The organism is Arthrobacter pascens (genome assembly GCF_030816475.1).
Taxonomy (GTDB): Bacteria; Actinomycetota; Actinomycetes; order Actinomycetales; family Micrococcaceae; genus Arthrobacter; species Arthrobacter pascens_B.
This window is the reverse complement of the sequence record NZ_JAUSXF010000001.1, coordinates 174857-201801: the sequence shown is the minus strand read 5'-3', so window position 1 is coordinate 201801 and position 26945 is coordinate 174857. Positions and strand designations below refer to the sequence as shown.

The following is a 26945-nucleotide window of genomic DNA, read 5'->3' as shown; positions in this document are numbered from 1 at the left end:
CTCTGGGGCCGCGCTTTCAGATATCGCTGCTGGGGTTGGGGTCAGGGCTAGGCGAATAGGGCCTTTCGGACAGCATCCTCGAACCCGCTGACGTGGCTCCTCGCCAGGTCACCGGCACGTGCCTCATCCCCGTCAATGACTGCACCGAGCAGATTCACGTGCTCGTGTACATGGCGGGAGAGGTCGGGAAGCCGATCCAGCACCATGCACCAGATGCGGGTGGCGAGGTTGTCATAGCGGATCAAAACATCTTCAAGGTGCGGATTGCCCGCAGCTGCATAGATTCCCTGGTGCACGCGAGCATCGAGCCGCAGGGTTTCGACGACGGAAGCCGCCTGGGTATCGAAGGACTCAACCGCCCGCAACACAGCTCGCAGCTCGTCCCGTTGCCGTTCCGTGGCCACCCGGGCAGCGCGGGAGGCCGCGAGCGGTTCAAGCTGGGTCCGGATTTCGGAAATGAACGCCAGGTCAGTGACCTCTACCCGCGTGGCGAAAGTTCCCCTGCGCGGGTACGAAACAACCAGCCGGTCAAGCTCGAGCCGCTTGAGGGCTTCCCGCACTGGGGTCCTTCCCATGCCGAGGTCCTTGGCGAGGTGGTCGTCGTTGACAAGATCGCCGGGTTTGATGTCAAGCATCAGCAGCCGGTCGCGAATGCGCTCATACGCCGCTTCCGCGAGCGATTTTTTGACGGCATCGTCCGTGCCTGCCAAAACTTCAACTGCCATAACCTGAACCCCTTTCCGTTCCAGAGAGGCTATTGACCTCCTCCAACGACCAGTATACGCTGATTCCCAAGCCTAATATATCAGTTCACAATCGCCGGATATATCTACAGAATCTATCTAACGGATATGTCTAAAGGCAATCTCTCTAAGGAGGAGGCATGACCCTAGTGGCTACAGACTCATCAACCAGCACCCTGACTCAGACCGAGCCCCGCGTGGAAGACAAGGCCCAGAAGTTCGTGCTCACATTGTCGTGTGTCGAACGTGCCGGTATCGTCCAGGCGGTCACTACTTTTCTCTTCGAACGTGGTTTCAACATCGATGAACACCAGCAGTTCGACGACGGTCTCCGCCAGACGCTGCACCTGCGCACCGCGTTCTCGGGTTCCCCGGAGTACACACCGGAGAAACTCCAGGAGGAGTTCAGTGCGATCGCCGACCGTTTCGAGATGAAGTTCAGCTTTCATGACCAGACCAAGCAGCGCATCCTGGTCATGGTGTCCAAGTTCGGCCATTGCCTGAATGACCTGATCTTCCGCTGGCGCGGCGGTAGCCTGGGCGGCGATATTGTCCTGATCGTTTCCAATCATGAAACCCACCGGGCCATGGCTGAGGCAGCCGGCCTCCCCTTCCTCTACGTCCCGGTGACACCGGAGACAAAGGCAGAGGGCGAACAGCGACTGCTGGATCTCATCGACGAATATGACATCGACCTCGTGGTGCTGGCCCGGTACATGCAGGTGCTGTCCGATGACCTCTGCCGCTCCCTTGAGGGCCGCGCCATCAACATCCACCACTCCTTCCTGCCCGGATTCAAGGGTGCCCGCCCGTACCACCAGGCGTACGACCGTGGCGTCAAGCTGGTGGGCGCCACAGCCCACTACGTCACCGCCGAGCTGGATGAGGGCCCAATCATCGAACAGGAAGTCATCCGGGTCGATCACAGCTACGGACCGACTGCCCTTTCCACAGTCGGGCAGGATGCGGAAGCTCTGGCACTGTCCCGCGCCGTGCGGTGGCACTGCGAGCACCGTGTGTTGCTGGATCAAACCAGCACTGTCGTGTTCCGGTAAGCACGACCACCCCATCAGCACAGACAACACACGAAGATCAGCAGGAGAAACCACATGGCTTCGACGCCAAGCATTGTCATTATTGGAGCTGGAATCGTCGGCACGAACCTTGCCGATGAACTTGTCACCCGGGGTTGGAATAACATCACCGTCCTGGACCAGGGACCCCTGAACATGCCCGGAGGCTCCACGTCCCACGCCCCGGGCCTCGTTTTCCAGACGAACCCTTCAAAGACCATGGCACTTTTCGCCAAGTACACGGTGGAAAAGCTCCTCTCCCTCACGGAGGACGGCCAAAGCTGCTTCAACCAGGTGGGCGGCCTTGAAGTTGCCACCACGGAAACCCGTCTGGCAGACCTCAAGCGCAAGCTCGGTTACGCGCAGTCGTGGGGCATCGACGGCAAGATCCTCTCCCGCGAAGAGTGCAAGGAGCTCTACCCGCTGATCAACGAGGAAGACATCCTGGGCGGCCTCCATGTACCTACCGACGGCCTGGCCCTGGCTGCCCGCGCAGTCCAGTTGCTCATCAAGCGCACCGAAGCGGCCGGCGTGAAGTACATCGGCAACACCGAGGTGACCGGGATCGAACAGTCCAACCGCCGCGTCACCGGCGTCGAGACCGCCGACGGCGTGATCCCGGCGGACATCGTGGTTTCCTGCGCAGGTTTCTGGGGCGCCAAGGTGGGCGAGCTGATCGGGATGTCCGTCCCGCTCCTCCCGCTGGCCCACCAGTACGTCAAGACCACGCCGGTTCCCGCCCAGAAGGGCAAGAACGAACTGCCCAACGGCGCCCAGCTCCCCATCCTGCGCCACCAGGACCAGGACCTCTACTACCGCGAGCACGGCGAGCGCTACGGCATCGGCTCCTACGCACACCGACCCATGCCCGTGGACCTGGACGAACTTGGCAGCTACGAGCCCAGCAGCATCAGCGAACACAACATGCCTTCCCGCCTGGACTTCACCCTGGAAGACTTCCTTCCCGCGTGGGAAGCAACCAAACAGATCCTGCCGGCACTGCGTGAAAGCGAAATCGATGATGGCTTCAACGGCATCTTCTCCTTCACCCCGGACGGCGGCTCCCTGGTGGGCGAGTCCAAGGAAGTGGACGGCTTCTTCGTTGCCGAGGCCGTGTGGGTCACCCACTCCGCCGGCATCGCCCGTGCCGTGGCAGAGCTCCTCGTTGACGGAAAGTCGCAGATTGACCTCGGCGACTGCGATATCCACCGCTTCGAAGAGGTCCAGCTGACCCCCGAGTACGTCAGCGAGACCTCCCAGCAGAACTTCGTGGAAATCTACGACGTCCTGCACCCGCTTCAGCCCAAGCTCTCTCCGCGCAACCTTCGCGTCAGCCCCTTCCACGCCCGCCACAAGCAGCTGGGCGGCTACTTCCTGGAGGGCGGCGGATGGGAGCGCCCCTACTGGTTCGAAGCCAACGCCGAACTGCTCAAGGAGATGCCTGACGAATGGCAGCCGCCGGCACGTGACGCCTGGTCCGGGATGTTCAGCTCGCCCATCGCCGCCGCTGAAGCCTGGAAGACCCGCACCGCGGTGGCCATGTACGACATGACCCCGCTCAAGCGCCTCGAGGTATCCGGCCCCGGAGCCCTGAAGCTGCTGCAGGAGCTGACCACCGCCGACATGACCAAGAAGCCGGGGGCCGTCACCTACACCCTCCTGCTGGATCACGCAGGCGGGATCCGAAGCGACATCACCGTGGCCCGCCTGAGCGAAGACACCTTCCAGCTCGGAGCCAACGGAAACATCGACACGGCCTACTTTGAGCGGGCCGCACGCCACCAGACGGAAAACGGAACCGCCAGCGACTGGGTCCAGGTGCGCGACACCACCGGCGGCACCTGCTGCATCGGCCTATGGGGGCCCCTCGCCCGGGACCTCATCAGCACCGTCAGCAGCGACGACTTCACCAACGACGGCCTGAAATACTTCCGGGCCAAGAAGGTGGTCATCGGCGGCGTTACCGTCACCGCCATGCGCCTGTCCTACGTCGGCGAGCTGGGCTGGGAGCTGTACACCAGCGCCGACAACGGCCAGCGACTGTGGGATGCACTGTGGAAGGCCGGGCAGCCGTTCGGCGTCATCGCGGCGGGCCGCGCCGCGTTCAGCTCACTGCGCCTGGAAAAGGGCTACCGCTCCTGGGGCACGGACATGACCACCGAGCACGACCCGCTTGAAGCGGGACTCGGTTTCGCTGTGAAGATGACCAAGGAAAACTTCGTCGGAAAGGCAGCACTCGAAGGCCGGACCGAGGAAAACTCCGCCCGCCGCCTGCGCTGCCTGACGGTCGACGACGGCCGCAGCATCGTGCTGGGCAAGGAACCTGTCTTCTACAAGGACCAGGCAGTCGGCTACGTGACCAGTGCGGCCTACGGCTACACCGTTGCCAAGCCGATCGCCTACGCGTATCTCCCCGCCGGCGTCTCCGTGGGTGACTCGGTTGAAATCGAGTACTTTGGCCGGCGCATCCAGGCGACCGTCACAGCGGATCCGCTGTACGACCCCACGATGACCAGGCTCCGCGGCTAACAGCCCAGGAAGACACATGATCAGCTCAGAAACAATACATGACTACCTCGCCAGGCTTGCCTCGCGGGAACCCACCCCGGGCGGCGGTGCAGCCGCAGCGCTGCACGCCGCCCAGGCGGCGGCACTTGTCGCCATGGTGGCCAGGTACTCCACGGGCGCGAAGTACGAGCAGCACGCCGATCTCGTGACAAGGATCATCGGCACCGCCGACGGACTGGTGGTCGAGGCCGTGCGCCTCGCGGACGCCGACCAGCATGCGTTCCAGGGCGTGATCGATGCGTACAAGCTCCCGGCCGGCACCGACGGACTTAAGGCCGCACGAGCAGCGTCCATCCAGGACGCGCTCATCCTGGCCGCGAAGACACCGGCACAACTAATCCTCCTCGCCGGCGCCGTCGTGGATCTTGCCACGGAGCTCTTTGAGGTGGCCAATGCCAACGTGATCAGCGACGTTGCCGCCGCCGCCGACGCCGCCCGGGCAGCCGCCACCACTGCCCGGGTGAACATCGACATCAACGTGGTGGCCATCAAGGACACCGAAGCCCGTGCCCGGCTGGCTGACCAGACCGGCGCCCTTGAGGACAAGGTCATCCTGGCAGCCGATTCGCTGGTGAAGCGCGTGCGCGAAAGGATCCTCGGATGAGCACCACACTCCTGTCCGGACGGGCACTGGCTCAACTCATCCAGCAGAAGGCCCGGGACGAAGCCAGGGACCTCGACATCGACGGCCTGCGCCCTACCCTTGCCGTGGTTGTGGCCACCGACGACGGCTCCACGCACTGGTATGTGCGGTCCATCGAACGGGCTGCTGAAGGTGCAGGCATCAATTGCCGGATAGTGGACCTGGGCCAGGATGCGACGGGACAGGTTTTGGCTTCTGTCCTGAAGGACCTCAGCGCCGAGCCATCCATCAACGGCATCATCCTGCAGACGCCGCTACCGCCCGGCGTCGATGCAGATGAACTTGTCGGGCACATTGCCCCCGAAAAGGACATTGACGGTGCGAATCCGCTGAGCCTTGGCCGGCTGGCTGTCGGCCAGCCCTCGTTCGCTCCCGCGACGGCCCGGGCCGTCATCGAGATCCTTGACCACTTCGACATCCCGGTGGCGGGCCGGAACGTCGTCGTGATCGGACGGTCCGCCGTCGTCGGAAAGCCGCTGTCCCTGCTGTTGCTGGAACGCGACGCCGCGGTCACCGTCTGCCACTCCAGGTCGGGGCCGCTGGAGAACTACACCAGGACGGCCGACGTCGTGGTCGTCGCCGCCGGACGCACGGGGCTGCTGAACGGCGGCCATATTTCCGCCGGGACAGTAGTGATCGACGTCGGCACCAACGTCCTTCCTGACGGGTCCCTCGTGGGAGACGTGGACGAGGCCAGCGTCAAGGGCATCGCGGCGGCGCTGACGCCCGTTCCGGGCGGCGTCGGCTCAGTGACCACGTCCCTGCTCCTCCTGCATACCGTCGAGGCGGCAAGGGAACAATCGCGGGCCCTGGTCCGGGGAACCGCCGTGTAATGCTGTCCGGCCTACAGGACAGCCCTGATCAGGTTCTCGAAGTCAGTCACGTGCTTGGTGGTCAGCCGCGCAGCAGCTTCGGAATCCCCTTCAGCGATGCATTCGAGCAGCTCAATGTGCTGGGCAATATGCTCAGAAACGGGAGGCAGTTTCTCCAGCACAAGGCTCCAGATCCGCGTCGCCAGATTGTCGTACCGGATCAGGACATCTTCAAGGTGCCGGCTTCCCGTGGCCCGGTAGATCATCCGGTGCACCCGCATATCCAGCCGCATGAGGTCCCGCTGGGAGTGCAGGCGTGGCAGGAGTTCTCCCACTTCCTTGGCAAACTCCCTGATCTCCCGCCGAAGCTGCGGTGACGCCATCCGGGCGGCCCGCGAAGCTGCCGCAGGCTCCAGAAGCTGTCGGATCTCCGAGATTTCAGCCAGATCCGTGATGTCCACCCCGGCGGCGAACGTTCCCCGCCGGGGATAGGCCACCACCAGGTGGTCGCCCTCAAGGCGCTTCATGGCTTCCCGTATCGGTGTCCTGCCCACGCCGAGCCGCCTCGAAATCACTTCGTCGTTCAGTGGCTCGCCAGGTTTGATGTCCAAGACGATCAGCTCATCGCAGAGAGCCCTGTAGGCAAAGTCGGCAAAGGATTCGTCCTCCTGCCTCGTTGGCAGGTATGAGTCTGCCGCGTCCGATGGTAGTTCTCCAACGCTTGCCATTTTCAGGTCTCCTCCCGATGTACTGCGGAGCCTTGACGCGAAGGCCTCGTGTACATAGTATTCCTAGAACTGATATATCAATATTTCATCCAAAAAATGTCAACCCTCCAGGGCAAAAACAGAAAACCGCCGATCAGGCGTTACGGTGATGCCGAAGAACGGAGAGTAATGAGCAAGGAAGCTGTTGCCAGGGTACGGCTGGAAGTTGTGCCGTCCGCCGATCTCCTGGCGAAACTCCCCGTGGCTTTTGACACTTCGGATTCGGTCAGCGTGACGTGCCTCCCGCACCACGGGCCTCGACTGACTGTGGAAGCGTCCGTCAGCCTGGCCAGCATGGGGTATCACACAGTCCCCCATCTCGCCGCCCGCAGCATTACCGGCCAGGAGGAACTGCATTCGCTGCTGCTGCAATTGCAGGACGCCGGCGTCTCGGAGCTTTTTCTTGTGGCCGGAGATCGGCGTACGCCTGCAGGTCCCTATTCGTGGAGCGGACAACTCCTTGAGGCAGTCAAAGCCTATTCACCTGACTTCTCCGTCGGTATTGCCGGCTACCCGGAAGGCCATCCGCAACTTAGCCGGGAGCAACTCAGCAGCAGCCTCCAGATGAAAGCGCCCTTGGCGTCCTCAATAGTCACGCAGATGTGCTTTTCCGCCGGGGCGATCAGCCGTTACGTCCGGGCAATCCGCAAGAGCGGTATCCAGACGCCTGTCTGGGTTGGAGTACCTGGCCCGGTCTCCGTCAGGAAACTGGTGTCCATGGGAGCACGCCTCGGCGTCGGCCGCTCCCTCAAGCTTGCCCGTGGGACAGGGATGGCGGGAGCCCTCTGGCGCCGGAATGACTTGCTTAGCTATGACAGCGGACGCCTGATTCACGAGATTCACCAGGAGTTGGCGGGCGACCCGCTCTTTGCCGGGTTCCACGTTTACACTTTCAACGACTTTGGCCGCTTGCCGGGCCTCCTGGATGGTCTGCAGACACTGCGGACCATCCAGGGCGTTGAGCCCGAGCAACAGCTCCATTCCACGTTTCCTGCCACGATCTGAAGGGAAGATCACATGGCTTCCAAAGCCCCCAAGCAGAATATCGACGAGTCAAAGCTGAGCCTGACGAAGCCCAAAACGACCGCCGTAGGCCTTCCGGCTGTTGCGAACGCACTGAAAATTTCCCTTGAGCAGATGGGCCCGCTGCGCAGCATCCAGACACTCCTGGCAGTCAACCAGGTTGACGGCTTTGACTGCATGGGCTGCGCCTGGCCCGAACACGAAAAGCGCAATGCTGCCGAATTCTGCGAGAACGGCGCCAAGGCTGTGGCCGAAGAAGCCACCCGCCGCCGCGTCACGCCTGAATTCTTCGCACAGCACTCGATTGCGGACCTGAAGACGCGGGATGACTACTGGCTGGGCCAGCAGGGCCGGCTGACCCATCCGATGCTCCTCGACGAAGGCGCAACCCACTACAAGCCGATCGAGTGGGATGATGCCTATGAGCTGATTGCCCGGGAGATCAGGGAAATGGACCATCCCGGCCAGTCGGTCTTCTACACCTCGGGGCGGACGTCGAACGAGGCAGCCTTCGCATACCAGCTGCTTGTTCGGGGCATCGGGACGAACAATTTGCCCGACTGCTCCAACATGTGTCATGAATCGTCCGGCTCGGCCCTGGTGGAAACCATCGGCATCGGAAAGGGCTCCGTCAGCCTCACGGACCTGGAGACAGCGTCGCTGATTTTCGTGGCAGGGCAGAATCCCGGAACCAACCACCCGCGCATGCTGAGCGCATTGGAGAAGGCGAAGAAGAACGGCGCGGTCATTGTCTCGGTGAATCCGCTTCCCGAGGCCGGGCTCCTTCGGTTCGAGAATCCGCAGAACCTGTCCGGCATGGTGGTGGGCACAGAACTGACTGACGACTTCCTGCAGATCCGCGCCGGCGGCGACCAGGCCCTCTTTCAGGGCCTCGGCAAATACCTTCTTGAAGCCGAAGCCCAGGGGCGCAGGACGCCTGGTCTCCCGACGGTGCTGGACCATGCATTCATCAAGGACCACACCGTCGGCATCGACGAATACCTGCGGTACCTGGAAAAGGCGGAATGGGACGACATCGTCGAGGCCACCGGGCTGACACTGGAACAGATCAGGTCCACCGGCGAACGCCTGCTGGCTTCGAGCGCTACCATCGTCTGCTGGGCCATGGGCCTGACGCAGCACAAGCACTCGGTACCCACCCTCCGCGACGTGGTCAACGTCCTGCTTCTCCAGGGCAACATCGGCAAGCCCGGAGCCGGCGTCTGCCCCGTGCGCGGCCACTCCAACGTCCAGGGTGACCGGACCATGGGCATCTTTGAGAAGATGCCGGAGAACTTCCACGACCGGCTCGACCACGAATTCCAGTTCCTTTCTCCCCGGGCGCATGGCTTCGACACCGTGGCCGCCATCCGCGCCATGCGGGACGGCAAGGTTCGGGTCTTTATCGGGATGGGCGGCAACTTCGTGCGGGCGGCTCCGGATTCCGAGGTCACCGAGCAGGCACTGGCCAACACCCGCCTCACCGTGCAGATCTCCACGAAACTGAACCATTCCCACGTTTCGACGGGCCGCCGCGCGTTGATCCTTCCGACGCTCGGACGCACTGAGAGGGATACCCAGCTCAGCGGTGACCAGAGGGTGACCGTGGAGGACTCGATGAGTGCCGTGCACGCCTCCCGCGGACGCCTTAAGCCCGCCAGTGAGCACCTGCAGTCAGAGGTGGCCATCGTGTGCAACCTGGCCCACAGAATCTTCACTGGCAGCGACAACCTCCGGCTGCCCAACACCCCCAAAGCCGACTGGCTCGCCATGCGGGACGATTACTCCATCATCAGGAAACACATCGAGGCGGTTCTCAGCGGCTTCGAGAATTTCGAGGAACGGATCCAGAACCCCGGCGGGTTCGTCCTTCCCCACCCGCCCCGGGACGCCAGGAAGTTCGACACCGCTTCAGGCAAGGCCCACTTCACAGGCAACGAACTGGAATTCATCAGGGTCCCCGCGGGACGGCTCGTCCTCCAGACCCTGCGCTCCCATGACCAGTACAACACCACGATCTACGGCAAGGACGACCGCTACCGCGGCATCCACGGCGGGCGCCGCGTAGTCATGATCAACGCCGACGACATCACTGAGCTCGGCTTCACAGACGGGGACATGGTCCATCTCATCTCCGAATTCCAGGGGACCGAACGCCGGGCCGAAAACTTCCGCATAGTGTCGTACTCGACTCCGAAGGGCTGCGCGGCAGCCTACTACCCGGAAACCAACGTCCTCGTGCCGCTCGACTCAGTGGCCGACACCAGCGGCACGCCAACGTCCAAGTCCGTCATCGTCCGCCTTGAGCTGGCCTGACCGTGGACACAGCCCTCATGACCGAGGCAACCGTCGCGAAGGGTGTGGACGGCCCACGGGTAGAACGTGCAGTCCGCGAATACCTCCTGGCCATCGGCGAGGACCCGGAAAGACCCGGGCTGGCGGACACCCCGGCCCGCGTAGCCCGCGCCGCCGCCGAAATGTTTGGCGGGCTCCATCAGGATCCCCTCGCCGTCCTGGACAAGACCTTCGATCTTGGCCACAGCGAAATGGTCATCGTGAAGGACATCCCGTTCTATTCCACCTGCGAGCATCATCTGGTGCCGTTTCATGGCGTGGCACACGTGGGCTACATCCCGTCCGCTGAAGGACTGGTCACCGGCCTCAGCAAGCTGGCCAGGCTAGTAGATGTCTTTGCGCGGAGGCCACAGGTCCAGGAGAGACTGACCACCCAGGTGGTGGACGCCCTGGTGGCAGCGCTGCGGCCCTTGGGCGCAATTGTGGTGATCGAGTGCGAGCATTTGTGCATGTCCATGCGGGGCGTGCGTAAACCGGGGGCAAAGACCATCACGTCTGCCGTCCGCGGTGAACTGCGGCTGCCCGCCGCCCGCGCCGAAGCGCTGAGCCTGATCCACGGCCGCTAAGAAATCTCTGGACATGCTCCAGTGACTGTCCTACGATGTAACTGATATATCTTTATCAGCCAAACGAAAATATCAGGCTCGTGCGTGCCAAGTTCAGCGCCGGGCAGTCTGCGAAATGCCCTCAGGGCATTAGCCACCACAGCACTTCGCCACACATAACAGACACGATCAAGGGAGAACAATGTCTGATATCACGCAAGCCCAGGCCGACGCCGTCCTCAGCGCTGCCCGCGACTCGGCCCGCGAAACCGGCACGGCCATGAACATCGCGGTGGTGGACGCTGGAGGCAACCTCAAGGCCTTCACCCGCATGGATGGTGCCTGGCTTGGCAGCATCGATATTTCCATCAAGAAGGCCCGCACTGCCCGCTACTTCGACATGGCAACGGGATCGATCGGCGAACTGTCCCAGCCCGGAGGCCCGCTGTTCAACATTGAGGTCTCCAACGGCGGACTCATCACTTTCCCGGGCGGACTCCCGCTGCACGGTGAAGATGGATCCATCATTGGTGCAATCGGCGTCAGCGGCAGCACCGTCGAGAACGACCACACCGTGGCTTCCGCAGGCGCGGCCATCCAGCATTAGGCACGACCGGGATGCCGTGCCCGGCGCGGCATCCCACTGACAGCCTTCGTCCTCGCGAAGGATGAGCTGTCCCGTTCCCGTGAATGGTGCTTCGGTGGCCTGAAACCTGGGGAGGTATCCTCATCGAAGCACCGCTTTCGGGCAACGGGACAACGCCGGCAACTTGCCGGACCTGTGCTAGGCAACCCGATATGGAAAGCCTGGCACCAATCCCAGCACCACCCCCCCGCAGCCAAAAGGAGTGTCCATGTCAGGAAACCGAGCCGTCGCCTACAAGGAACCCGGTGTCGTCGAAATCATCAATACCGACTACCCGACGTTCGAACTCAAGGACGGGCCTGGCGTCAATCCGGCCAATGTGGGCCGGAAGGTACCCCACGGTGCGATCCTGCGCACGGTGACAACCAACATTTGCGGCTCGGACCAGCACATGGTGCGCGGCCGCACCACCGCTCCGAAGGACCTCGTCCTCGGCCATGAAATCACCGGCGAAGTGGTGGAGGTCGGTCCGGATGTGGAGTTCATCAAGGTGGGAGACATCGTCTCCGTACCTTTCAACATCTCCTGTGGCCGTTGCCGGAACTGCAAGGAGCGCAAGACCGGCATCTGCCTGAACGTCAACCCGGACCGTCCCGGCAGCGCCTACGGCTATGTGGACATGGGCGGCTGGGTGGGTGGCCAGGCAGAATACGTGCTGGTACCCTACGCTGACTGGAACCTGCTGAAGTTCCCGGACCGGGACCAGGCCCTGGAGAAAATCATGGACCTGACCATGCTCTCGGACATCTTCCCCACCGGGTTCCACGGGGCGGTCACGGCCGGAGTCGGCGTCGGCTCCACCGTCTATATCGCAGGCGCCGGTCCCGTCGGCCTGGCCGCGGCAGTCGGTGCCCAGCTGCTGGGCGCGGCGGTCGTCATCGTCGGTGACATCAACGAGGACCGGCTGGTTCAGGCCCGGTCGTTCGGCTGCGAAACGGTGAATGTCTCCAAGGGCGACCCCAAGGACCAGATTGAGCAGATCCTTGGCGTTCCGGAAGTGGACTGCGGGGTGGACGCCGTCGGGTTCGAAGCCCGCGGACATGGCAAGGACGCCTCGCATGAAGCGCCTGCTACCGTGCTGAACTCCCTCATGGACATCACCGCCGCAGGCGGTGCGCTGGGTATCCCGGGCCTGTACGTCACGGGTGACCCGGGGGGAATCGATGATGCAGCCCAGCACGGGTCCCTCTCGCTGTCGCTGGGCACCGGGTGGGCAAAATCCCTGTCCTTCACCACCGGCCAGTGTCCCGTGATGAAGTACAACCGCCAACTGATGATGGCCATCCTGCATGACAAGGTGCAGATCGCCAAGGCAGTGAATGCCAAGGCAATCCCGCTTGAAGATGCGCCGCGCGGCTACGCCGAATTCGATGCCGGCTCAGCAACCAAGTTCGTGCTGAACCCGAACGGATACGTCAAGGCGTAGTCCCAGCTGAAGGGGCCGGGGACTGAGGCAAGCTCGCGCTTGCTGCAGTCCCCGGCCTGCGCCATCAGCGGATCACCCGCAGAAAAGGGGTCCCTTGCTCGCCCAAGAAATCACCACCAGTGGCCGGACTTCGGGGCTGCTCCCTGCCGGGCGCCCTTCCGGCCATCTTTCCCCGACCTGGCACGAAGCCCGTCAGCTGGCTTTCGATTGCGCTGTCCCGCTCCCACCGGTGGATGTCCCGCTCTCATCGGCAATAGGCCACACCCTTACCCGCGATGTGACCGCCCTCCAGGCACTCCCGCATTACAACTCCTCGGCCATGGACGGATGGGCCGTCAACGGCAGCGGTCCGTGGGCCATGACCGACCCTGGGCCCTCTTTGTCCCCGGGGCATGCCCGCGTCATAGCCACAGGCGGACTGGTACCCGCCGGCGCCCAGTCGATACTCCGCAAGGAAAACGGCGAGATCCGCCAAGACGCTGACGGCAGGCGTTTCCTGGAGCTCAATGACAACGCAAAGGATGGCGAACCGGGGCCGGGCCAGCACATCCGTCCTGCAGGCGAAGAAGCTGTCCCCGGTGAAGTTCTGATCCCTGCCGGCACAACACTGAATCCAGGCCACATCGCCCTGGCCGCCGTGGCTGGACACGACAGTCTTCAGGTGCAGCCCAGGCCGATGGTGGGAATCGTACTGACCGGTTCTGAAGTGGTCACTGCGGGCGTTCCGGCTCCCGGCCAGGTCAGGGACACATTTGGTCCCCAGCTGGACACGGTCGTTGCCATGCTGGGTGCCACGCCTGCCGGTTCCGTGCGGATTGGTGATTCCTACGCCGAATGGCTGGCGGCACTTGGCGGTTCGGCAGCACTCCCCGGCCGGATGCCGGAAGTCACCATCACCACCGGCGGAACCGGCTGTTCCGGGACCGACCACTTTCGCGCCGCCGTCGCTGCCCTCGGCGGAGAACTGCTGCTGGATGGCATCGCGATGCGGCCCGGTCACCCGGCAGTCCTTGCCGGGCTCCCGGACGGCCGCTTCGTCGTCGGACTGCCAGGAAACCCCCTGGCGGCGATGATGGCGCTCATCACTATCGGTGCGCCGCTGCTGGCAGCGCTCGGAGGCAGGCCCCTCACCCCAGTTAGCCAGGTGACTTCCGCCGCCGATATTGAGCCATCCCTCGGGCGTACGCGCCTGATTCCCTGCAACTTCATTGAAGGGCTTGCGTTCCCCGCTGCGCATACCGCACCCGGCATGATGCGCGGCCTCGCCTGGGCCGACGGCGTCATGGCCGTTCCGCCCGGCGGAGTCCAGTCCGGCGAGCCGGTTCCGGTGATCCCCCTCCCCTGGACGCAGCCGGCCGCGGCCGTCGTCCCCTCAACCTACCGAGCACGGAGCACCGCATGGCACGCATGACACAGCGTCGAAAGATCCACCGCTTCCATCTGGACAGTTCCGGCACTGAATACCCGGTCCGTTTCAAGGAAGACGTGCTGGCCGCCGAGGAGCCCCTGGAAATCCGTCTCGGCGGCCGCTCCTTCGCAGTCACTATGAGGACTCCCGGGGACGACTTTGACCTGGTGGCGGGCTTCCTGGTCTCGGAAGGCATCATTCGTTCCCAATCCGAGCTGGTTTCACTCCGCTTCTGTGCCGGGGACGCCGGAGGGACGCAAACGTTCAACGTGATCGAGGCCCAGCTCAGGGCCGACGTACCCCTGCCGGACACGATGCGGCATGTCTACATGTCCAGCTCCTGCGGCATCTGCGGGACCGACTCGATCGACGCCGTCCGCAAGACCCTCCATTTCGACCCGTCCCGGGACGCGCTGCGGATTCCTGTGGATGTCCTCGCCGAACTGCCCGAGCGGCTTCGCGAGGCCCAGAGCCTGTTCGACAAGACCGGCGGCGTCCATGCGGCCGGCCTGTTCAAGTTCGACGGCGATAGTCCGGAGCTGCTGTGCCTGCGGGAAGACGTAGGCCGGCATAATGCGGTGGACAAAGTGGTGGGCTGGGCCCTTCGCGAGGGCCTGCTGCCGTTGAGCGGAACCGTCCTCCAGGTTTCGGGGCGGGCATCCTTCGAACTTGTCCAGAAGACGGCCCTGGCCGGCATCCCCGTCCTGTCCGCCGTGAGCGCGCCCTCAAGCCTCGCCGCCGACCTCGCTGCCGAGACAGGAGTGACGTTGGTTGGATTCAGCCGGGGGCACAGCCTGAATGTCTATGCCGGACGGGAAAGATTAGCCCGCCCGCGCCAGGTGAGCCGTGTGGAGGACTATGCCCGGCTTTGAGATTTAGGCTTGAACCCCTTCCGCCCCGTCACGGTCTCCGTGACGGGGCGTTTGTTGTTTGGCCGGTAGCTCTCCTTTTGATTCAGGATCCCGGGATGAGTGCAAAACCTACCTTCCGGTAGGATCAGACCTGAGGTAGGTCGGATCAAACTTGAGACCCGGTACCCGAACACATGAAAATTCAGGGAGCATGATGACCGCATTTAACGGAGCCCGGACATCGTAAAGGACGCCGACGGCCAAGGCGGAGGCGTCCAGTCTGTGGACCGTGCCTTCCAGGTCCTGGAGATCCTTGCCAGGGATGGACACGCCGGAGTGAGCGACATCGCTGAGGAAATGGGCGTCCACAAGTCCACGGTCTTCCGGTTGCTCGGATCCCTCGTCAGCCGGGACATGGTCCACCAAAACAACGACCGCGGAAAGTACCAGCTCGGCTTTGGCATCCTTCGGCTCGCCACCTCAATCCCCGCCCGCCTCAGCATCGTCCGGGAGGCCCGGCCATTCCTGGAAAGCCTCGCGGAAGAATGCAAGGAAACCGTCAACCTTGCCGTCCTTCGCTCGAACTATGCCGTCAACGTGGACCAGGCCATGGGACCATCCACATTGGCCACCCACGACTGGGTGGGCGGCCTGACGCCCCTTCATGCGACGTCGAGCGGCAAGGTTTTGCTGGCCGCCCTGTCCGCCGATGAACGTGACCGGATCTTCAGGGAGGCGGGACTCCTCGCCCGGACGCCGCGGACCATCACCAAACGGGAAGACCTGGAGAGGCAACTGATCGAAGTGGCCCACAATGGATATGCAGAGGCGCGGGAGGAGCTCGAGATCGGACTGAACGCAATTGCAGTGCCTCTCTACAACCACATGGCAGCAGTCGTCGGAGCCGTCAGCATCTCAGGACCAGCTTTCAGGTTTGACCCGAAAACGATCCCTGGACTCATTGGCACGCTGCGCGAGGCCGGAACCCGGATCAGCGCGAAAATGGGCTACACACACCGGTGACCCACGTTCACCGACCGTAAGTCTGGGGGCCAAGCTGCTACCTGGCCGGGGCTGCTCTAACCTCGAACAGTGAAGAAGCTTTTCGGGTCGTCGGCGCCCAGGAGGTCGTGATGGAACACGATGGCGTCCACCGGCCGGGTATCCACGAAGAGGACCGCCACCAAGCGGGAGTGGACCACCGTGTACCGGGTCAGGTCTTCCACCCAGGAGTGGATGCCGCTGTACTCCTCAACGAAGAGCCCGTCGCCGAGCAGTCCCCGATCCTCGAGCAGGTCATACACAACATTCCAGGCGAGATCCATCAGTTCATGGATGGCCGCCTCCACCGTTGGAGCCGTCATAGGACCATGGTCCCTCCGGGCACCGACAGGATGGCGCAGCCCTTCAGCGTGTCCCGAAAATGCTTTCAGCTTGTCCGGAAAATAACAGGTAAGCGCCCACCATCTGGCGACCGTTGCGCCTCGCCCGGCCAGCGTGCTAGTTTTCCATGGATCGTGATCAACCGGCAGGAGGTGGGACCCAATGAACGCAGTATCCGCAATGGGCGCTCCCCTGCAGTCCACTATCGCGCGACTGGGATAGTCGCAGCCGGGAGCGCCTGACAGGCAATTCGCGAAAGGCGACTCCCATGAACACAACACCTTTTTCAACTCTCCACTTCACCGCGACGACGGCCCCTGCCCGGCCGAATTCCGGCCAGGATCAGCCACAAGTCGAGGCGCCGAGCCCCGCGCCAGCCTCGGGCGGGCGGGCTTTGGTCCTCGGTGGTGGCGGATCGGCAGGCAATGCGTGGTTGATCGGTGCCATAGCCGGCCTGTTTGATGCCGGGTTGGACGTGACCGGTGCCGATCTGATCGTCGGGACGTCGGCCGGATCGACGGCCGCGGCGCAGATCAGTGGCGCGAGCCCGGCCCGGTTGCTTGCCGACATCCTTGCCGCTGTACCCCCGGCACGGACTGGTCCGGCCGGAACCGGCGGCGGACGCACTCCCGTTGCGCCCGTGGCCGACCATATGCGGAGGACGGGCGAGGTCATCGCCGCTGCCGGGGATCCGGCCGACATGCGCCGCAGGCTGGGCGCGGCGGCGCTCGAAATGGACGCGGCGTCGGACGGCTCCTGGCAAGCGCAGTGGCGGGCTACCGTCGCCGCCCGGCTTCCCATCCAGCAATGGCCGGAACGAACGGTGTTGATCACTGCGGTCGATGCCCGAACCGGCGAACCGGTCGTGTTCGATCGCCACAGCGGAGTTGACCTGGTGGACGCCGTCGCCGCCAGCTGTGCCAGCGGCTTGCCCTACGGTATCGACGGCAGCCGGTTCATCGACGGCGGCTACCGGCGATCCAGCGACAATGCCGATCTGGCGGCCGGATACGGGCGGGTGCTGGTGCTGTCACCCCTTGGCGGCAGATCGCGGGCGCCTCTGGAGTGGGGCATGCACCTTGCAGCGCAGGCCGACGAACTACGCGCCAGCGGCAGCAGGGTCGAAGTCATTGTCCCGGACAGCAGCTCGCTCGAGGCGTTCGGCAGCAATCTCATGGATCCGTCGACGCGTCCGCCCGCCGCTCGGGCCGGTTACGACCAGGGCAGGGCCACTGGAGGGCAGCTCACAGAGTTCTGGGGCTGAGGCCCGCTGCAGGTCCAGTCGGGTCCCGATACCCCGCCATATGGACTTTTCCCCCGGGGCTTCCGCGGGGAAAAGTCCACATGGCGGGGAGAAGGGACGCCGGCAGGCATCCCAATAGCCAACCCCGGCTGGGGAAATATCCCTAGGTTTTCGGGACGACGTCGCCGACTTTTTCCTGGATCCAGTCGTGGAACGCGCCGATGTGGTGCTCGCTGGGGACCAGCACGCCGCCCTTGGCGTAGATCCTGGAGCCCATGGCCGGCTGGCAGCGTTCGCACGCGTCGAAGTCCTGCTGGTTGACCCGGTGGAACAGCTCCACGGATGCGGTGACGTCCTTGCCGCTTTCGACCACGCTCGGCAGATACAGCCAGTCGCACTCAACGATGGTGTGGTCAGCGGCCATCGGGAACATCCGGTGGATGATCACGTGGTCAGGGACCAGGTTCACGAACACTGTGGGCTTGATGGTGATCGCGTAATAGCGCCGGTCCTGGTCTTCGCCGACACCCGGAATCAGGTCCAGGCCTTCTGAGCCGTCGATGGTGAAGCCTTTGATGTCCTCACCGAACTCGGCACCGTGACCCACGAAGTACTGGGCGGCCAGGCCGTCCGCGAACTCCGGCAGGACCTCGGTCAGCTCCGGGTGGATCGTCGCGCAGTGATAGCACTCCATGAAATTCTCAATGATGAGTTTCCAGTTGGCCTTCACGTCATACCGGATCCGCCGGCCCAGGCTCAGGTTGGCCACGTCGTAACCGTCAATGGCATGGACATCTCCCAGCCGCTCTTCGATGGCGCCCATGACGTCCTCTTCGAACGAGGGCGGCTCGTCGGCCAGGCATACCCAGACATAGCCAAGGTATTCACGGACGTGGACCTTGACCAGGCCATACTCGTCCCGGTCGATGTCAGGCATCTTGGTCAGGTTCGGAGCGGCAATCAGCTTGCCCTCAAAGTCATAGGTCCAGGCGTGGTACGGGCACTGGAAGTTCCGGGCCGTTTCGCCCTGCTCTTCCATGCACAACTTCACCCCGCGGTGACGGCAGATGTTATAAAACGCACGGATCTGGCCCTTACGGGTCCGGCTGATCAATACACTCTCGCGACCGACCTGGACAGTCCGCCAGGCACCTGGCTTATCCAAATCAGCAGAACGGATGGCACAAAACCACATCTGCTCAAAAATCCGCTCCTGCTCAGCACGGAAAACACCCTCATCCACATAAGTGGACCCCGGCAACGTGGGAATCAGGCTCGGCGTGGTTACCTCAACGGTCATTCTGTTACTCCTCTGCGGTGACTGACGTCGTCTTTGAAAGGCCAGTAAGGATCAGGCAAAACTGGGTGCCAGCACTGGCCGGGCTCCAGGGGTCTGCCAGGTATCTGGCGGAACTGGCTGCACAACAGCAGCCTGGTTTGCGGCTGGCCGTGCAGGGTTCAACTGCCGGCGCCATTTGGTGAAGAGGCGGGTCTGGTTGGCTCCCAGGACGGCCAGAGGCTCGCTCCCCCGGAGGTACACAGCAAGGAAGTTGTGGGCCGCCGGGTCGCCGGCTTCGATCTCTACAACCAGGACGACGTCGGCAGGCAGGTAGCGGCCACCTTCCAGGCGGAGCCCGCTTACCTCTCCTTCGCTGACGTCATACGAGTCGATGGCAGCGTCACAAATCAGCTCCACCCCGTTAATTCCATGTAACCGGGCGATTTCGGCTGCCATCTCCACTCCGAATGGACGGCTGAGGGGAACGGACTCCGAGGAGACGACGGTGACGTCAGCTCCAAGGGTGCGGGCCGTGGAAGCAACCTCGGCGCCGATAAATCCTGCCCCTACGATGACGAGCCTGACGCCTGGTATCAATTGGCTGCCGAGGTACTGTGCATCGTCCAAGGTACGCAGGGTGAAGACGTTGGCCAGTCCGGCGAGTACGGGCAGAATCCGCGCGGATGCCCCCGTGGCGATGACGACGCCGTCGGCCTCTATTTCCCTGCCATCGGTGGGCTTCACCGTCCTTGCGGCTGCATCCAGGCAGCATGCCGCTGCTCCCCCGAGCCACTCAGCCTGCAGCGGATCTCCGCGTTCAGCCTCATACGGGCTCTCCAGTCCGAGGTGCTCCACGCTGATCTTTCCTGCCAGGAAGTCTTTGGAAAGAGGCGGCCTGTCATAGGGGCGGTGCGGCTCGTCACCGATGATGACCAGGCGCCCGGCGAAGCCCCGGGCCCGGGCGGCGCGCGCAGCCGATATTCCAGCCAGCGACGCCCCTACTATTGCCAGTGTCTGCATGAGCGCCCTCCCCCTACTTCAATCCCGCCTATTGCGCATGACGCAACAGCGTTCTTTATGCGAGACAGTGTGACGCAGGCCACGAGGCGGTGTCAAGGGCCCGGCGGATTAACCCATAACCCTTGACAAGACACAGTGGCATGAATCACTCTGTTGCGTATTGTGATTGGCGTTGATGATGACACAACCCCTGGCCGGGACTGTGCACATCAATTGGAAAAGAGGTTTTGACAGATGCACCACGCCTGCCCCCTCACCGCGTTGGCACCCGGAGAAGCGATGCGTCTTGAGACGTCGCCCCCGATCGCCGTCTTCCATACGGAGGACGGGGAGCTGTTCGCCCTGGACGACACCTGCACCCATCAGGACGCTTCGCTCGCCGACGGCTGGGTGGAGGGCTGCGAGGTGGAATGCCCTCTGCACGCCTCAAAGTTCAACCTCCGCACCGGTGAAGTGGACGCTCCACCTGCCAAGCTGCCGGTACGGGCGCACAAAGTCTTCGTTGTGGATGGCCAAATCATGGTCGAAGAATCCAGCCACGCACCCAACCTTCCGCCCGGCCTGACCATCAACGGTCATGTCTAGGCACCACCGGCCACACTCCGCTTCACGCTAAAAGGTGAAGTTCCTTACTGGTTACGTGACCAGCGCGGCGGCGACCGTGTCAACCGAACCGCGCGTGGTCCCTGCCATGGAACGCCTTCGCGCCTGAGCCGGGCCGCCAGCCCTTCAAACACGACGACCCAACCCACGCCTAGGAGATCTGAAGCATGACGAACGAGAGCTATGACTACGTGATTGTAGGCGGCGGCAGCGCCGGATCCGTCCTGGCCGACAGACTGAGCGCAGACGGGTCCAGCACCGTGCTGGTACTCGAGGCAGGACGCAGCGACTACCCCTGGGACCTCTTCATCCAGATGCCCGCCGCACTGACCTTTCCCAGCGGCAGCAGGTTCTACGACTGGCGGTACGAGTCAGATCCCGAACCCCACATGCACGGCCGGCGGATCGCCCACGCACGCGGCAAGGTTCTGGGCGGCTCGAGCTCCATCAACGGCATGATCTTCCAGCGCGGCAATCCCCTGGACTACGAGCGGTGGGGCGGCGATGCCGGTATGGATACGTGGGATTTTGCCCACTGCCTTCCCTACTTCAAGCGCATGGAGAACGCGTTGGCGGCAGCTCCGGACGACGAACTGCGAGGCCATGACGGACCGCTGGTCCTGGAGCGCGGGCCGGCACGGAACCCCTTGTTCCAGGCCTTCTTCCGGGCTTCGGAGGAGGCCGGCCACCAGCGGACCGACGACGTCAACGGCTTCCGGCAGGAGGGCTTCGGCCCCTTCGACCGGAACGTCCACAAGGGCCAGCGGCTCTCGGCATCCCGCGCCTACCTGCGCCCCAACAAGGGCCGGCCGAACCTGACAATCCGCACCCGCGCGCTGGCCGCCAAGGTCAACTTCGACGGCACCACAGCAACCGGGGTCACCTACCGCCGCAATGGCCGGCTGCACACGGTCAAAGCCAGGGAAGTGGTGCTGTGCGGCGGAGCGATCAATACTCCCCAACTGCTCCAGCTTTCCGGCGTCGGAAACTCTGCACACCTGAAGTCACTGGGCATCAAGCCCGTAGTGGACCTGCCGGGTGTCGGCGAAAACCTGCAGGACCACCTGGAAGTCTACGTCCAGCACTCCTGTAAGCTGCCCGTCTCCATGCAGCCAAACCTCAGCCTGTGGCGCTACCCGCTGATCGGGCTCCAGTGGCTGCTGGGGCGCAAGGGGCCGGCAGCGACCAACCACTTCGAGGGCGGCGGCTTCGTCCGTTCCAATGAGGACGTCTCTTACCCCAACCTGATGTTCCACTTCCTGCCGGTGGCAGTCCGCTACGACGGCCAGAAGGCCGACGCCAAGCATGGCTACCAGGTCCACGTGGGCCCCATGTACTCAGACGCGCGGGGAAGCCTGAAGATCACTTCCACAGATCCGGCCGCCCACCCCTCAATGCAGTTCAACTACCTCTCCACCGAACAGGACCGGCGTGAATGGGTCGAGGCCATCCGCGTCACAAGGGACATCCTCGCCCAGAAGGCCCTCGCGCCCTACAGCGGCGGCGAGCTCTCACCCGGCCCTTCCGTCCAGACAGACGAGGAGATCCTCGACTGGGTGGCGCGCGACGCCGAGACGGCCCTGCATCCGTCCTGCACCGCCAAGATGGGCCCCGCCACCGACCCCTTGGCCGTGGTGGACCCGCTCACCATGAAGGTCCACGGCACAACCGGGCTGCGCGTGGCCGATGCCTCGGCAATGCCGTACGTGACCAACGGCAACATCTACGCCCCCGTCATGATGCTGGCGGAGAAGGCAGCGGACCTGATCCTCGGCCGTAAGCCGCTGGCACCGCAGCAGGCGGACTTCTACCGGCACCAGATTGACACGCAGGTGGACGCCGAACTCCCGGCCGCCGCCGAGCTCCCGGCCGAACCCGCACCCAGCCTGGGTCGGGCATGAGCGGCATCCAGCTGGCCGGGACTGTCCAGGCGACGGACCAGGACGCGGCGCTGCTGAAGGGTCTGTTTATCGACGGCCGGTGGAGTGAACCCTCCGCCGGAAAAACACGCGTCATCACGTGCCCTGCGGATGGCGCTAGGGTCACCGAGGTTGCTGAGTGCACCTCCGCCGACGCCAGGGAAGCAGTTGGCAGCGCCCGCCGGGCGTTCGACGGCGGCGCGTGGCCCGGTACCAGTGAAAAGGAACGGGGAAAGGTTCTCCTCAGAACCGCAGAACTGCTGGAGCGCGACAAGGCCGTCTACGCCCGCGCCGAAGCCCTCGACACGGGTAAGCGCTACGTCGAGGCGGAATACGACATCGACGATATCGCCGCCTGCTTTCGGTACTACGGCGGTATTGCCGGAACAGACGCCGGCCGCGTGATCGATACGGGAGTTCCCGGCACCATCAGCCGCATCGTCCATGCCCCGGTAGGTGTGTGCGGGCTCATCACGCCATGGAACTACCCCCTCCTGCAGGCATCGTGGAAGGTGGCCCCGGCCCTGCTGGCCGGTAATACTTTCGTCCTCAAACCCAGCGAACTAACGCCCTCCACGTCCATCCTGCTGATGGATACGCTCCTTGAGGCCGGGCTCCCCGCAGGTGTGGCCAACCTCGTTACCGGCACCGGTCCCGAAGTCGGCGCTGTCCTAAGCGAAAGCCCGGACGTTGACCTGGTCTCTTTCACGGGCGGCCTGGCCACCGGGATCCACATCATGAAGACCGCCGCCGACACCGTGAAGCGGGTCGCCCTGGAACTGGGCGGGAAAAATCCGAACATTGTCTTCGCCGATGCCGACCGTGAGTCCGCACTGGACAACGCCCTCACCGCGGTGTTCCTGCATTCGGGGCAGGTGTGCTCGGCCGGGACCAGGCTCATCATCGAAGAATCAATCCACGATGAATTCGTGGCGGAACTTGTACGCCGCGCCCGGGCCATCCGGCTTGGCGGTCCCTTCGACGAACTCGCGGAAACCGGCCCGCTGATCTCGGCCGCGCACCGGGACAAGGTACATGCCTACGTCCAGGCGGGCATCGCTGAAGGAGCCACGCTGCTGTGCGGCGGCTACATTCCCGCTACCGGCGCGGAAGCACTCGGCACCTACTACCCGCCCACTATCCTGGACGGCTGCCACACCTCCATGAAGGTAGTCCAGGACGAGTCGTTCGGACCGGTCCTGACGGTGGAGACCTTCAGCACCGAACAGGAAGCCATCACGCTGGCCAACGACACCGCCTACGGATTGGCGGGAGCCGTGTGGACGCATGACGGATCACGGGCCCAACGCGTGGCCACCGCGCTGCGCCACGGCACCGTCTGGATCAATGACTACCACCCCTATGTACCGCAAGCCGAGTGGGGCGGCTTCGGCAAGTCCGGAAACGGGCGCGAACTGGGGCTCCAAGGTCTTGCGGAGTACAGGGAGACCAAGCACATCTGGCAAAACGTCAATCCACAGCCCGGCCATTGGTTCGAGCCTCCACATGCAGGAGTACAGCTATGAACAGCCCCGATATCTCAGTACGAAACCTCTGGAAGGTGTTTGGACCGGGGGGCGAAAAGATCCCGGAGAATCCTGAGCTTTCGTCCCTCGGTTCTGCTGAACTGCTGGAAGGCACCGGCTGCGTGGCCGCCGTCCGGAACCTGAGTTTCGACGTCGCAAAGGGCGAGGTCTTCGTGGTCATGGGACTTTCCGGATCCGGAAAATCAACCCTGATCCGCTGCCTCACCCGGCTGATCGAACCTACTTCGGGCCAAGTGCTCGTAGACGGCAAAGATGTCCTGCAGGCAGGTATCGGGGAACTGCGGGAACTGCGACGGCGGAAGATGTCCATGGTGTTCCAGCACTTCGGACTCCTCCCGCACCGGACAGTGCTGGACAACGTCTCCTACGGGCTGCAGATCCGCGGCGCGGCCAAGAAGGAACGCTACGGCCGGGCCAGGGAGATCATCGAGCTGGTTGGGCTGAAAGGCTATGAACAGCATTACCCGGACCAGCTCTCCGGCGGCATGCAGCAGCGCGTTGGCCTGGGCCGTGCCTTGGCCGGCGATCCGGACACCATCCTCTTCGACGAACCTTTCTCAGCGCTGGATCCCCTCATCCGCCGCGACATGCAGGCGGAGGTCATCCGGCTGCACAAGGAAATGGGCAAAACCATGGTGTTCGTCACCCATGACCTCTCCGAGGCGCTCAAGCTTGGCGACCGCATCCTGATCATGCGCAACGGCGAGATGGTCCAGTGCGGCACAGGGGACGAGCTGGTGGGATCCCCTGCAGACAAATACATCCAGGATTTTGTGTCCGAGGTTCCCCGCGCGGACGTCCTGACCTTGAAGTGGATCACCCGTCCCGTGGCGGCCGGAACTCCCTTGGACGCCCCCGTCCTCAGTTCCGGGACGATCATCAGGGACGCCATCGCTGCCGTCATGCACTCCTCCTGCCCCGTCCTCGTGGAGGATGCGGAAGGCAGGATCACCGGGCAGATCGACCGCGACAGCATCCTGTCGGTGCTGCAGCCAGCGGAAGCAGCGGCCTGATGTCTACGCTCGTCCGGGACCGTGACCGGGCCACGACGCAGCCGGCACCCCCCGCTCTCAAAGAACCACGCCGCCGGCCCAGCCGGCGCACCGTGCTGCTGGCCGGGGCTGCCATCATCTGGATCCTGGGATTTGCGGTCCTGCACGGGACATCCACGCTGAACTTGCCTGCCTCCGAACTGACTGACCTGCACCGCTCCCTCAACCAGTTCAACGCCTGGGTGGCTGCCAACCGCGCCGACAACCCGGTGTTCCTGTACATCTTCACGCCCCTGAGGGCAGCAGTCGACGGTGTGGCCAATCTCTTCATCACGATGTTTGCCGCGAGTTCCACGGGCCTGCGCCTGCCGGAGATCGGCTGGCTTGGAACCATAGGACTGCTTGGTTGGATAGCGTTCGCGTTCGGGAACGCCCGGGTCGCCCTGCTGACAGTTTGCGTCTTCATATTCTTCGGGCTCCAGGGCTTGTTCGTTGAGGCCACGTTCACGTTCGCCCTGGTCCTCACCGCTGTACTGCTGACCCTCCTGATCGGGATCCCGCTCGGTCTCCTGGCCGGTGTCTATGGCCAGGTTGCCAAGGTGATCACGCCGGTACTGGACTTCATGCAGACGCTGCCCACGTTCGTTTACCTGGCTCCGCTGGCCCTGATCTTCCTCATCGGCCCGGCTTCGGCCGTCATCGCCACGGTGATCTATGCAGCGCCGCCAGTTATCCGGCTGACCGCGCACGGCATCCGGGCTATCCCGGAGAACACCCGTGAAGCCTCCGACTCGCTGGGTACAACGGGCCTGCAGCGGTTGCTCACCCTGCAGCTTCCCATGGCCCGGCGCACGGTTGTCATGGGCATCAACCAAAGCACCATGGCGGCCCTGTCCATGGTCACCATCGCAGCGCTGATTGCAGCTCCAGGGCTTGGCCAAGTGGTGGTCCGGGCGCTGCAATCCCTCGACGTGGGCACTGCTGTGAACGCCGGCCTCTCCATTGTCCTGCTCGCGATCATGCTGGACCGGGTGACCACTGCGGCGAGCCGCCGGGCGGAACCGGGAGCAGCCCGGAACCGCAGGATTTCCCCCAGGACCAGGTACATCCTCCTCGGCGTCACGCTGGTACTGGCACTGGCCATGGTGCAGTTCTCCCGGAGCATGCTGTGGGCTGCGGCTTTTCCCAAGGACCTCAACCTCGGCCCGGTCATCATCCAGGGCGTCGGGTCCGCCAGCCATTGGCTGCAGACCAACCTGTCCCTGTTCACGGTGTCCTTCAGGGAAGCTGTCACCACCGGAATCCTCAACCCGTTCCAATCCCTGCTCACGGACACCCCCTTCTACGTCCTCGTAGCGGTCATTGCCATCGCGGCCTACGCACTGGGCGGCTGGAAGCTCGCTGCTGTGACCACGGCATGCCTGGGTGTGATTATCTACCTTGGCCTCTGGAGCGACTCCATGGTCACCCTGGCCGGAACGCTGGTAGCCACCGTGGTGGTCATGATCCTGGGCGTCATCTTCGGCGTCGCAATGGGCCGGTCCGCACGGGTGGACCAGATCCTTCGGCCCATGCTGGATGCCGGCCAGACCATGCCGGCCTTTGTCTACCTGGTCCCGTTCCTGGGCCTGTTCGGCGCCACCCGCTTCACGGCCATCATCGCCGGCATCATTTACGCGGCCCCCGTAGCCATCAAGATCACAGCCGACGGCATCGCAGCCATCTCCCCGACAGTTGTCGAGGCTGCTGTCTCCAGCGGCTCTACCCCCTGGCAGGTGATCACCAAGGTCCAGCTTCCGATGGCCAGGAAATCCCTGGCCCTCGCCGCCAACCAGGGCTTGATCTATGTCCTGGCCATGGTGGTAGTAGGTGCGCTTGTAGGTGCAGGTGGCCTCGGGTACGACGTCGTCGCCGGCTTTGTCCAAAGCGCGCTCTTCGGCAAGGGCCTCGCCGCAGGCCTTGCCATCGTCTTCCTCGGCATCCTGCTTGACAGGATGACCCAGGCAGCCGCAGCCACTCCGGTGCGGAAAATCCCCTCAACCAAGACCCCCTCCACCAAGGTCCCTGCAACGTGACCGCCCTGAAGCTAGACCCCGTGC

23 protein-coding genes are annotated in these 26945 nt (G+C 63.7%); 18 read left to right on the top strand and 5 right to left on the bottom strand.

All coding sequences use genetic code 11. The features are described from left to right. Window positions 1-47: 47 nt before the first annotated feature. Window positions 48-725: a GntR family transcriptional regulator gene (locus tag QFZ40_RS00935; protein WP_306902329.1), complete on the bottom strand. Its 678-nt coding sequence runs from the start codon at window positions 723-725 to the stop codon at window positions 48-50. Window positions 726-883: 158 nt separating this feature from the next. Here QFZ40_RS00935 and purU point away from each other — a divergent pair, with 158 nt between their 5' ends. The 4 genes from purU to QFZ40_RS00915 are packed head-to-tail and all read left to right on the top strand — an operon-like array spanning window position 884 to window position 5860. Then, on the top strand, window positions 884-1798 hold the full coding sequence (purU, locus tag QFZ40_RS00930) for a formyltetrahydrofolate deformylase (protein WP_306902326.1): 915 nt from the start codon (window positions 884-886) through the stop codon (window positions 1796-1798). A 54-nt stretch (window positions 1799-1852) separates the two neighbouring features. Beyond that, window positions 1853-4345, top strand: a complete 2493-nt coding sequence (locus tag QFZ40_RS00925; RefSeq protein WP_306902325.1) for a GcvT family protein — start codon at window positions 1853-1855, stop codon at window positions 4343-4345. A 16-nt stretch (window positions 4346-4361) separates the two neighbouring features. Continuing rightward, entirely contained in the window at window positions 4362-4988 is a 627-nt protein-coding gene (locus tag QFZ40_RS00920) for a cyclodeaminase/cyclohydrolase family protein (RefSeq protein ID WP_306902323.1), read from the top strand. After that, a complete protein-coding gene (locus tag QFZ40_RS00915; RefSeq protein WP_306902321.1) occupies window positions 4985-5860 on the top strand; it encodes a bifunctional 5,10-methylenetetrahydrofolate dehydrogenase/5,10-methenyltetrahydrofolate cyclohydrolase in 876 nt (291 codons plus the stop codon). The genes QFZ40_RS00920 and QFZ40_RS00915 overlap by 4 nt, the downstream gene beginning before the upstream one ends. An 11-nt stretch (window positions 5861-5871) precedes the next feature. Here the strand turns inward: QFZ40_RS00915 and QFZ40_RS00910 are convergent, their stop codons facing one another. Further along, the gene (locus tag QFZ40_RS00910) at window positions 5872-6567 is read right to left on the bottom strand and encodes a GntR family transcriptional regulator (protein ID WP_306902320.1); all 696 of its coding nucleotides are present in this window, start codon (window positions 6565-6567) and stop codon (window positions 5872-5874) included. A gap of 168 nt (window positions 6568-6735) precedes the next feature. Between QFZ40_RS00910 and QFZ40_RS00905 the strand changes: the two genes are divergently transcribed. The 8 genes from QFZ40_RS00905 (at window position 6736) to QFZ40_RS00870 (ending at window position 15883) form a co-directional block, all read left to right on the top strand. Next, window positions 6736-7611, top strand: coding sequence for a methylenetetrahydrofolate reductase (locus QFZ40_RS00905; RefSeq protein ID WP_306902318.1), 876 nt, complete (start codon window positions 6736-6738; stop codon window positions 7609-7611). Between the two features lie 12 nt (window positions 7612-7623). Next, window positions 7624-9945 (top strand): FdhF/YdeP family oxidoreductase, encoded by a 2322-nt coding sequence (locus tag QFZ40_RS00900; protein ID WP_306902316.1) that lies wholly within the window; start codon window positions 7624-7626, stop codon window positions 9943-9945. Window positions 9946-9962: 17 nt separating this feature from the next. Next, on the top strand, window positions 9963-10550 hold the full coding sequence (folE, locus tag QFZ40_RS00895) for a GTP cyclohydrolase I FolE (protein ID WP_306902315.1): 588 nt from the start codon (window positions 9963-9965) through the stop codon (window positions 10548-10550). Window positions 10551-10731: 181 nt separating this feature from the next. Then, a complete protein-coding gene (locus QFZ40_RS00890; protein ID WP_306902314.1) occupies window positions 10732-11136 on the top strand; it encodes a GlcG/HbpS family heme-binding protein in 405 nt (134 codons plus the stop codon). A gap of 247 nt (window positions 11137-11383) precedes the next feature. Beyond that, complete coding sequence (gene fdhA / locus QFZ40_RS00885; RefSeq protein ID WP_306902312.1) at window positions 11384-12601, top strand: formaldehyde dehydrogenase, glutathione-independent; 1218 nt, start codon at window positions 11384-11386, stop codon at window positions 12599-12601. Between the two features lie 94 nt (window positions 12602-12695). Then, window positions 12696-14012, top strand: coding sequence for a molybdopterin molybdotransferase MoeA (locus QFZ40_RS00880; protein WP_373427372.1), 1317 nt, complete (start codon window positions 12696-12698; stop codon window positions 14010-14012). Then, window positions 14000-14881 carry a formate dehydrogenase accessory sulfurtransferase FdhD gene (gene fdhD, locus QFZ40_RS00875; RefSeq protein ID WP_306902310.1) on the top strand — a complete coding sequence of 294 codons (882 nt, stop codon included), beginning with the start codon at window positions 14000-14002 and terminating at the stop codon, window positions 14879-14881. Before QFZ40_RS00880 ends, fdhD begins: the two co-directional genes overlap by 13 nt. A 261-nt stretch (window positions 14882-15142) precedes the next feature. Then, window positions 15143-15883, top strand: a complete 741-nt coding sequence (locus QFZ40_RS00870) for an IclR family transcriptional regulator (RefSeq protein WP_306902308.1) — start codon at window positions 15143-15145, stop codon at window positions 15881-15883. A 56-nt stretch (window positions 15884-15939) separates the two neighbouring features. Here the strand turns inward: QFZ40_RS00870 and QFZ40_RS00865 are convergent, their stop codons facing one another. Then, a complete protein-coding gene (locus tag QFZ40_RS00865) occupies window positions 15940-16224 on the bottom strand; it encodes a hypothetical protein (RefSeq protein ID WP_306902307.1) in 285 nt (94 codons plus the stop codon). A gap of 287 nt (window positions 16225-16511) precedes the next feature. Between QFZ40_RS00865 and QFZ40_RS00860 the strand changes: the two genes are divergently transcribed. Further along, a complete protein-coding gene (locus QFZ40_RS00860) occupies window positions 16512-17507 on the top strand; it encodes a patatin-like phospholipase family protein (RefSeq protein WP_306902306.1) in 996 nt (331 codons plus the stop codon). 142 nt (window positions 17508-17649) lie between these two features. Here QFZ40_RS00860 and QFZ40_RS00855 read toward each other — a convergent pair whose 3' ends face one another. Continuing rightward, the gene (locus QFZ40_RS00855; RefSeq protein WP_306902305.1) at window positions 17650-18786 is read right to left on the bottom strand and encodes an aromatic ring-hydroxylating oxygenase subunit alpha; all 1137 of its coding nucleotides are present in this window, start codon (window positions 18784-18786) and stop codon (window positions 17650-17652) included. A gap of 51 nt (window positions 18787-18837) precedes the next feature. After that, a complete protein-coding gene (locus tag QFZ40_RS00850; RefSeq protein WP_306902304.1) occupies window positions 18838-19785 on the bottom strand; it encodes an FAD-dependent oxidoreductase in 948 nt (315 codons plus the stop codon). A 234-nt stretch (window positions 19786-20019) separates the two neighbouring features. Here QFZ40_RS00850 and QFZ40_RS00845 point away from each other — a divergent pair, with 234 nt between their 5' ends. The 5 genes from QFZ40_RS00845 to QFZ40_RS00825 all read left to right on the top strand — a co-directional run bounded on the left by QFZ40_RS00845 (window position 20020) and on the right by QFZ40_RS00825 (window position 26921). Beyond that, window positions 20020-20370, top strand: coding sequence for a bifunctional 3-phenylpropionate/cinnamic acid dioxygenase ferredoxin subunit (locus tag QFZ40_RS00845; protein ID WP_306902303.1), 351 nt, complete (start codon window positions 20020-20022; stop codon window positions 20368-20370). Between the two features lie 185 nt (window positions 20371-20555). Then, window positions 20556-22289 carry a choline dehydrogenase gene (betA, locus tag QFZ40_RS00840; RefSeq protein WP_306902302.1) on the top strand — a complete coding sequence of 578 codons (1734 nt, stop codon included), beginning with the start codon at window positions 20556-20558 and terminating at the stop codon, window positions 22287-22289. Then, window positions 22286-23833 carry an aldehyde dehydrogenase family protein gene (locus tag QFZ40_RS00835; protein ID WP_306902301.1) on the top strand — a complete coding sequence of 516 codons (1548 nt, stop codon included), beginning with the start codon at window positions 22286-22288 and terminating at the stop codon, window positions 23831-23833. The genes betA and QFZ40_RS00835 overlap by 4 nt, the downstream gene beginning before the upstream one ends. After that, window positions 23830-24867: a quaternary amine ABC transporter ATP-binding protein gene (locus QFZ40_RS00830; protein WP_306902299.1), complete on the top strand. Its 1038-nt coding sequence runs from the start codon at window positions 23830-23832 to the stop codon at window positions 24865-24867. The genes QFZ40_RS00835 and QFZ40_RS00830 overlap by 4 nt, the downstream gene beginning before the upstream one ends. Beyond that, window positions 24867-26921: an ABC transporter permease gene (locus tag QFZ40_RS00825; RefSeq protein WP_306902298.1), complete on the top strand. Its 2055-nt coding sequence runs from the start codon at window positions 24867-24869 to the stop codon at window positions 26919-26921. The genes QFZ40_RS00830 and QFZ40_RS00825 overlap by 1 nt, the downstream gene beginning before the upstream one ends. Window positions 26922-26945: the final 24 nt, after the last annotated feature.

Excerpts from the sequence above, each read along its gene's own strand:
- purU (WP_306902326.1), top strand. The coding sequence starts at position 884 with ATGACCCTAGTGGCTACAGACTCATCAACCAGCACCCTGACTCAGACC.
- QFZ40_RS00905 (WP_306902318.1), top strand. The coding sequence starts at position 6,736 with ATGAGCAAGGAAGCTGTTGCCAGGGTACGGCTGGAAGTTGTGCCGTCC.
- QFZ40_RS00935 (WP_306902329.1), bottom strand. The coding sequence starts at position 725 with ATGGCAGTTGAAGTTTTGGCAGGCACGGACGATGCCGTCAAAAAATCG.
- fdhD (WP_306902310.1), top strand. The coding sequence starts at position 14,000 with ATGGCACGCATGACACAGCGTCGAAAGATCCACCGCTTCCATCTGGAC.
- folE (WP_306902315.1), top strand. The coding sequence starts at position 9,963 with ATGACCGAGGCAACCGTCGCGAAGGGTGTGGACGGCCCACGGGTAGAA.
- QFZ40_RS00910 (WP_306902320.1), bottom strand. The coding sequence starts at position 6,567 with ATGGCAAGCGTTGGAGAACTACCATCGGACGCGGCAGACTCATACCTG.
- QFZ40_RS00900 (WP_306902316.1), top strand. The coding sequence starts at position 7,624 with ATGGCTTCCAAAGCCCCCAAGCAGAATATCGACGAGTCAAAGCTGAGC.
- QFZ40_RS00825 (WP_306902298.1), top strand. The coding sequence starts at position 24,867 with ATGTCTACGCTCGTCCGGGACCGTGACCGGGCCACGACGCAGCCGGCA.
- QFZ40_RS00915 (WP_306902321.1), top strand. The coding sequence starts at position 4,985 with ATGAGCACCACACTCCTGTCCGGACGGGCACTGGCTCAACTCATCCAG.
- QFZ40_RS00855 (WP_306902305.1), bottom strand. The coding sequence starts at position 18,786 with ATGACCGTTGAGGTAACCACGCCGAGCCTGATTCCCACGTTGCCGGGG.
- QFZ40_RS00845 (WP_306902303.1), top strand. The coding sequence starts at position 20,020 with ATGCACCACGCCTGCCCCCTCACCGCGTTGGCACCCGGAGAAGCGATG.
- QFZ40_RS00835 (WP_306902301.1), top strand. The coding sequence starts at position 22,286 with ATGAGCGGCATCCAGCTGGCCGGGACTGTCCAGGCGACGGACCAGGAC.
- QFZ40_RS00830 (WP_306902299.1), top strand. The coding sequence starts at position 23,830 with ATGAACAGCCCCGATATCTCAGTACGAAACCTCTGGAAGGTGTTTGGA.
- QFZ40_RS00925 (WP_306902325.1), top strand. The coding sequence starts at position 1,853 with ATGGCTTCGACGCCAAGCATTGTCATTATTGGAGCTGGAATCGTCGGC.
- fdhA (WP_306902312.1), top strand. The coding sequence starts at position 11,384 with ATGTCAGGAAACCGAGCCGTCGCCTACAAGGAACCCGGTGTCGTCGAA.
- QFZ40_RS00860 (WP_306902306.1), top strand. The coding sequence starts at position 16,512 with ATGAACACAACACCTTTTTCAACTCTCCACTTCACCGCGACGACGGCC.
- betA (WP_306902302.1), top strand. The coding sequence starts at position 20,556 with ATGACGAACGAGAGCTATGACTACGTGATTGTAGGCGGCGGCAGCGCC.
- QFZ40_RS00890 (WP_306902314.1), top strand. The coding sequence starts at position 10,732 with ATGTCTGATATCACGCAAGCCCAGGCCGACGCCGTCCTCAGCGCTGCC.
- QFZ40_RS00920 (WP_306902323.1), top strand. The coding sequence starts at position 4,362 with ATGATCAGCTCAGAAACAATACATGACTACCTCGCCAGGCTTGCCTCG.
- QFZ40_RS00850 (WP_306902304.1), bottom strand. The coding sequence starts at position 19,785 with ATGCAGACACTGGCAATAGTAGGGGCGTCGCTGGCTGGAATATCGGCT.
- QFZ40_RS00865 (WP_306902307.1), bottom strand. The coding sequence starts at position 16,224 with ATGACGGCTCCAACGGTGGAGGCGGCCATCCATGAACTGATGGATCTC.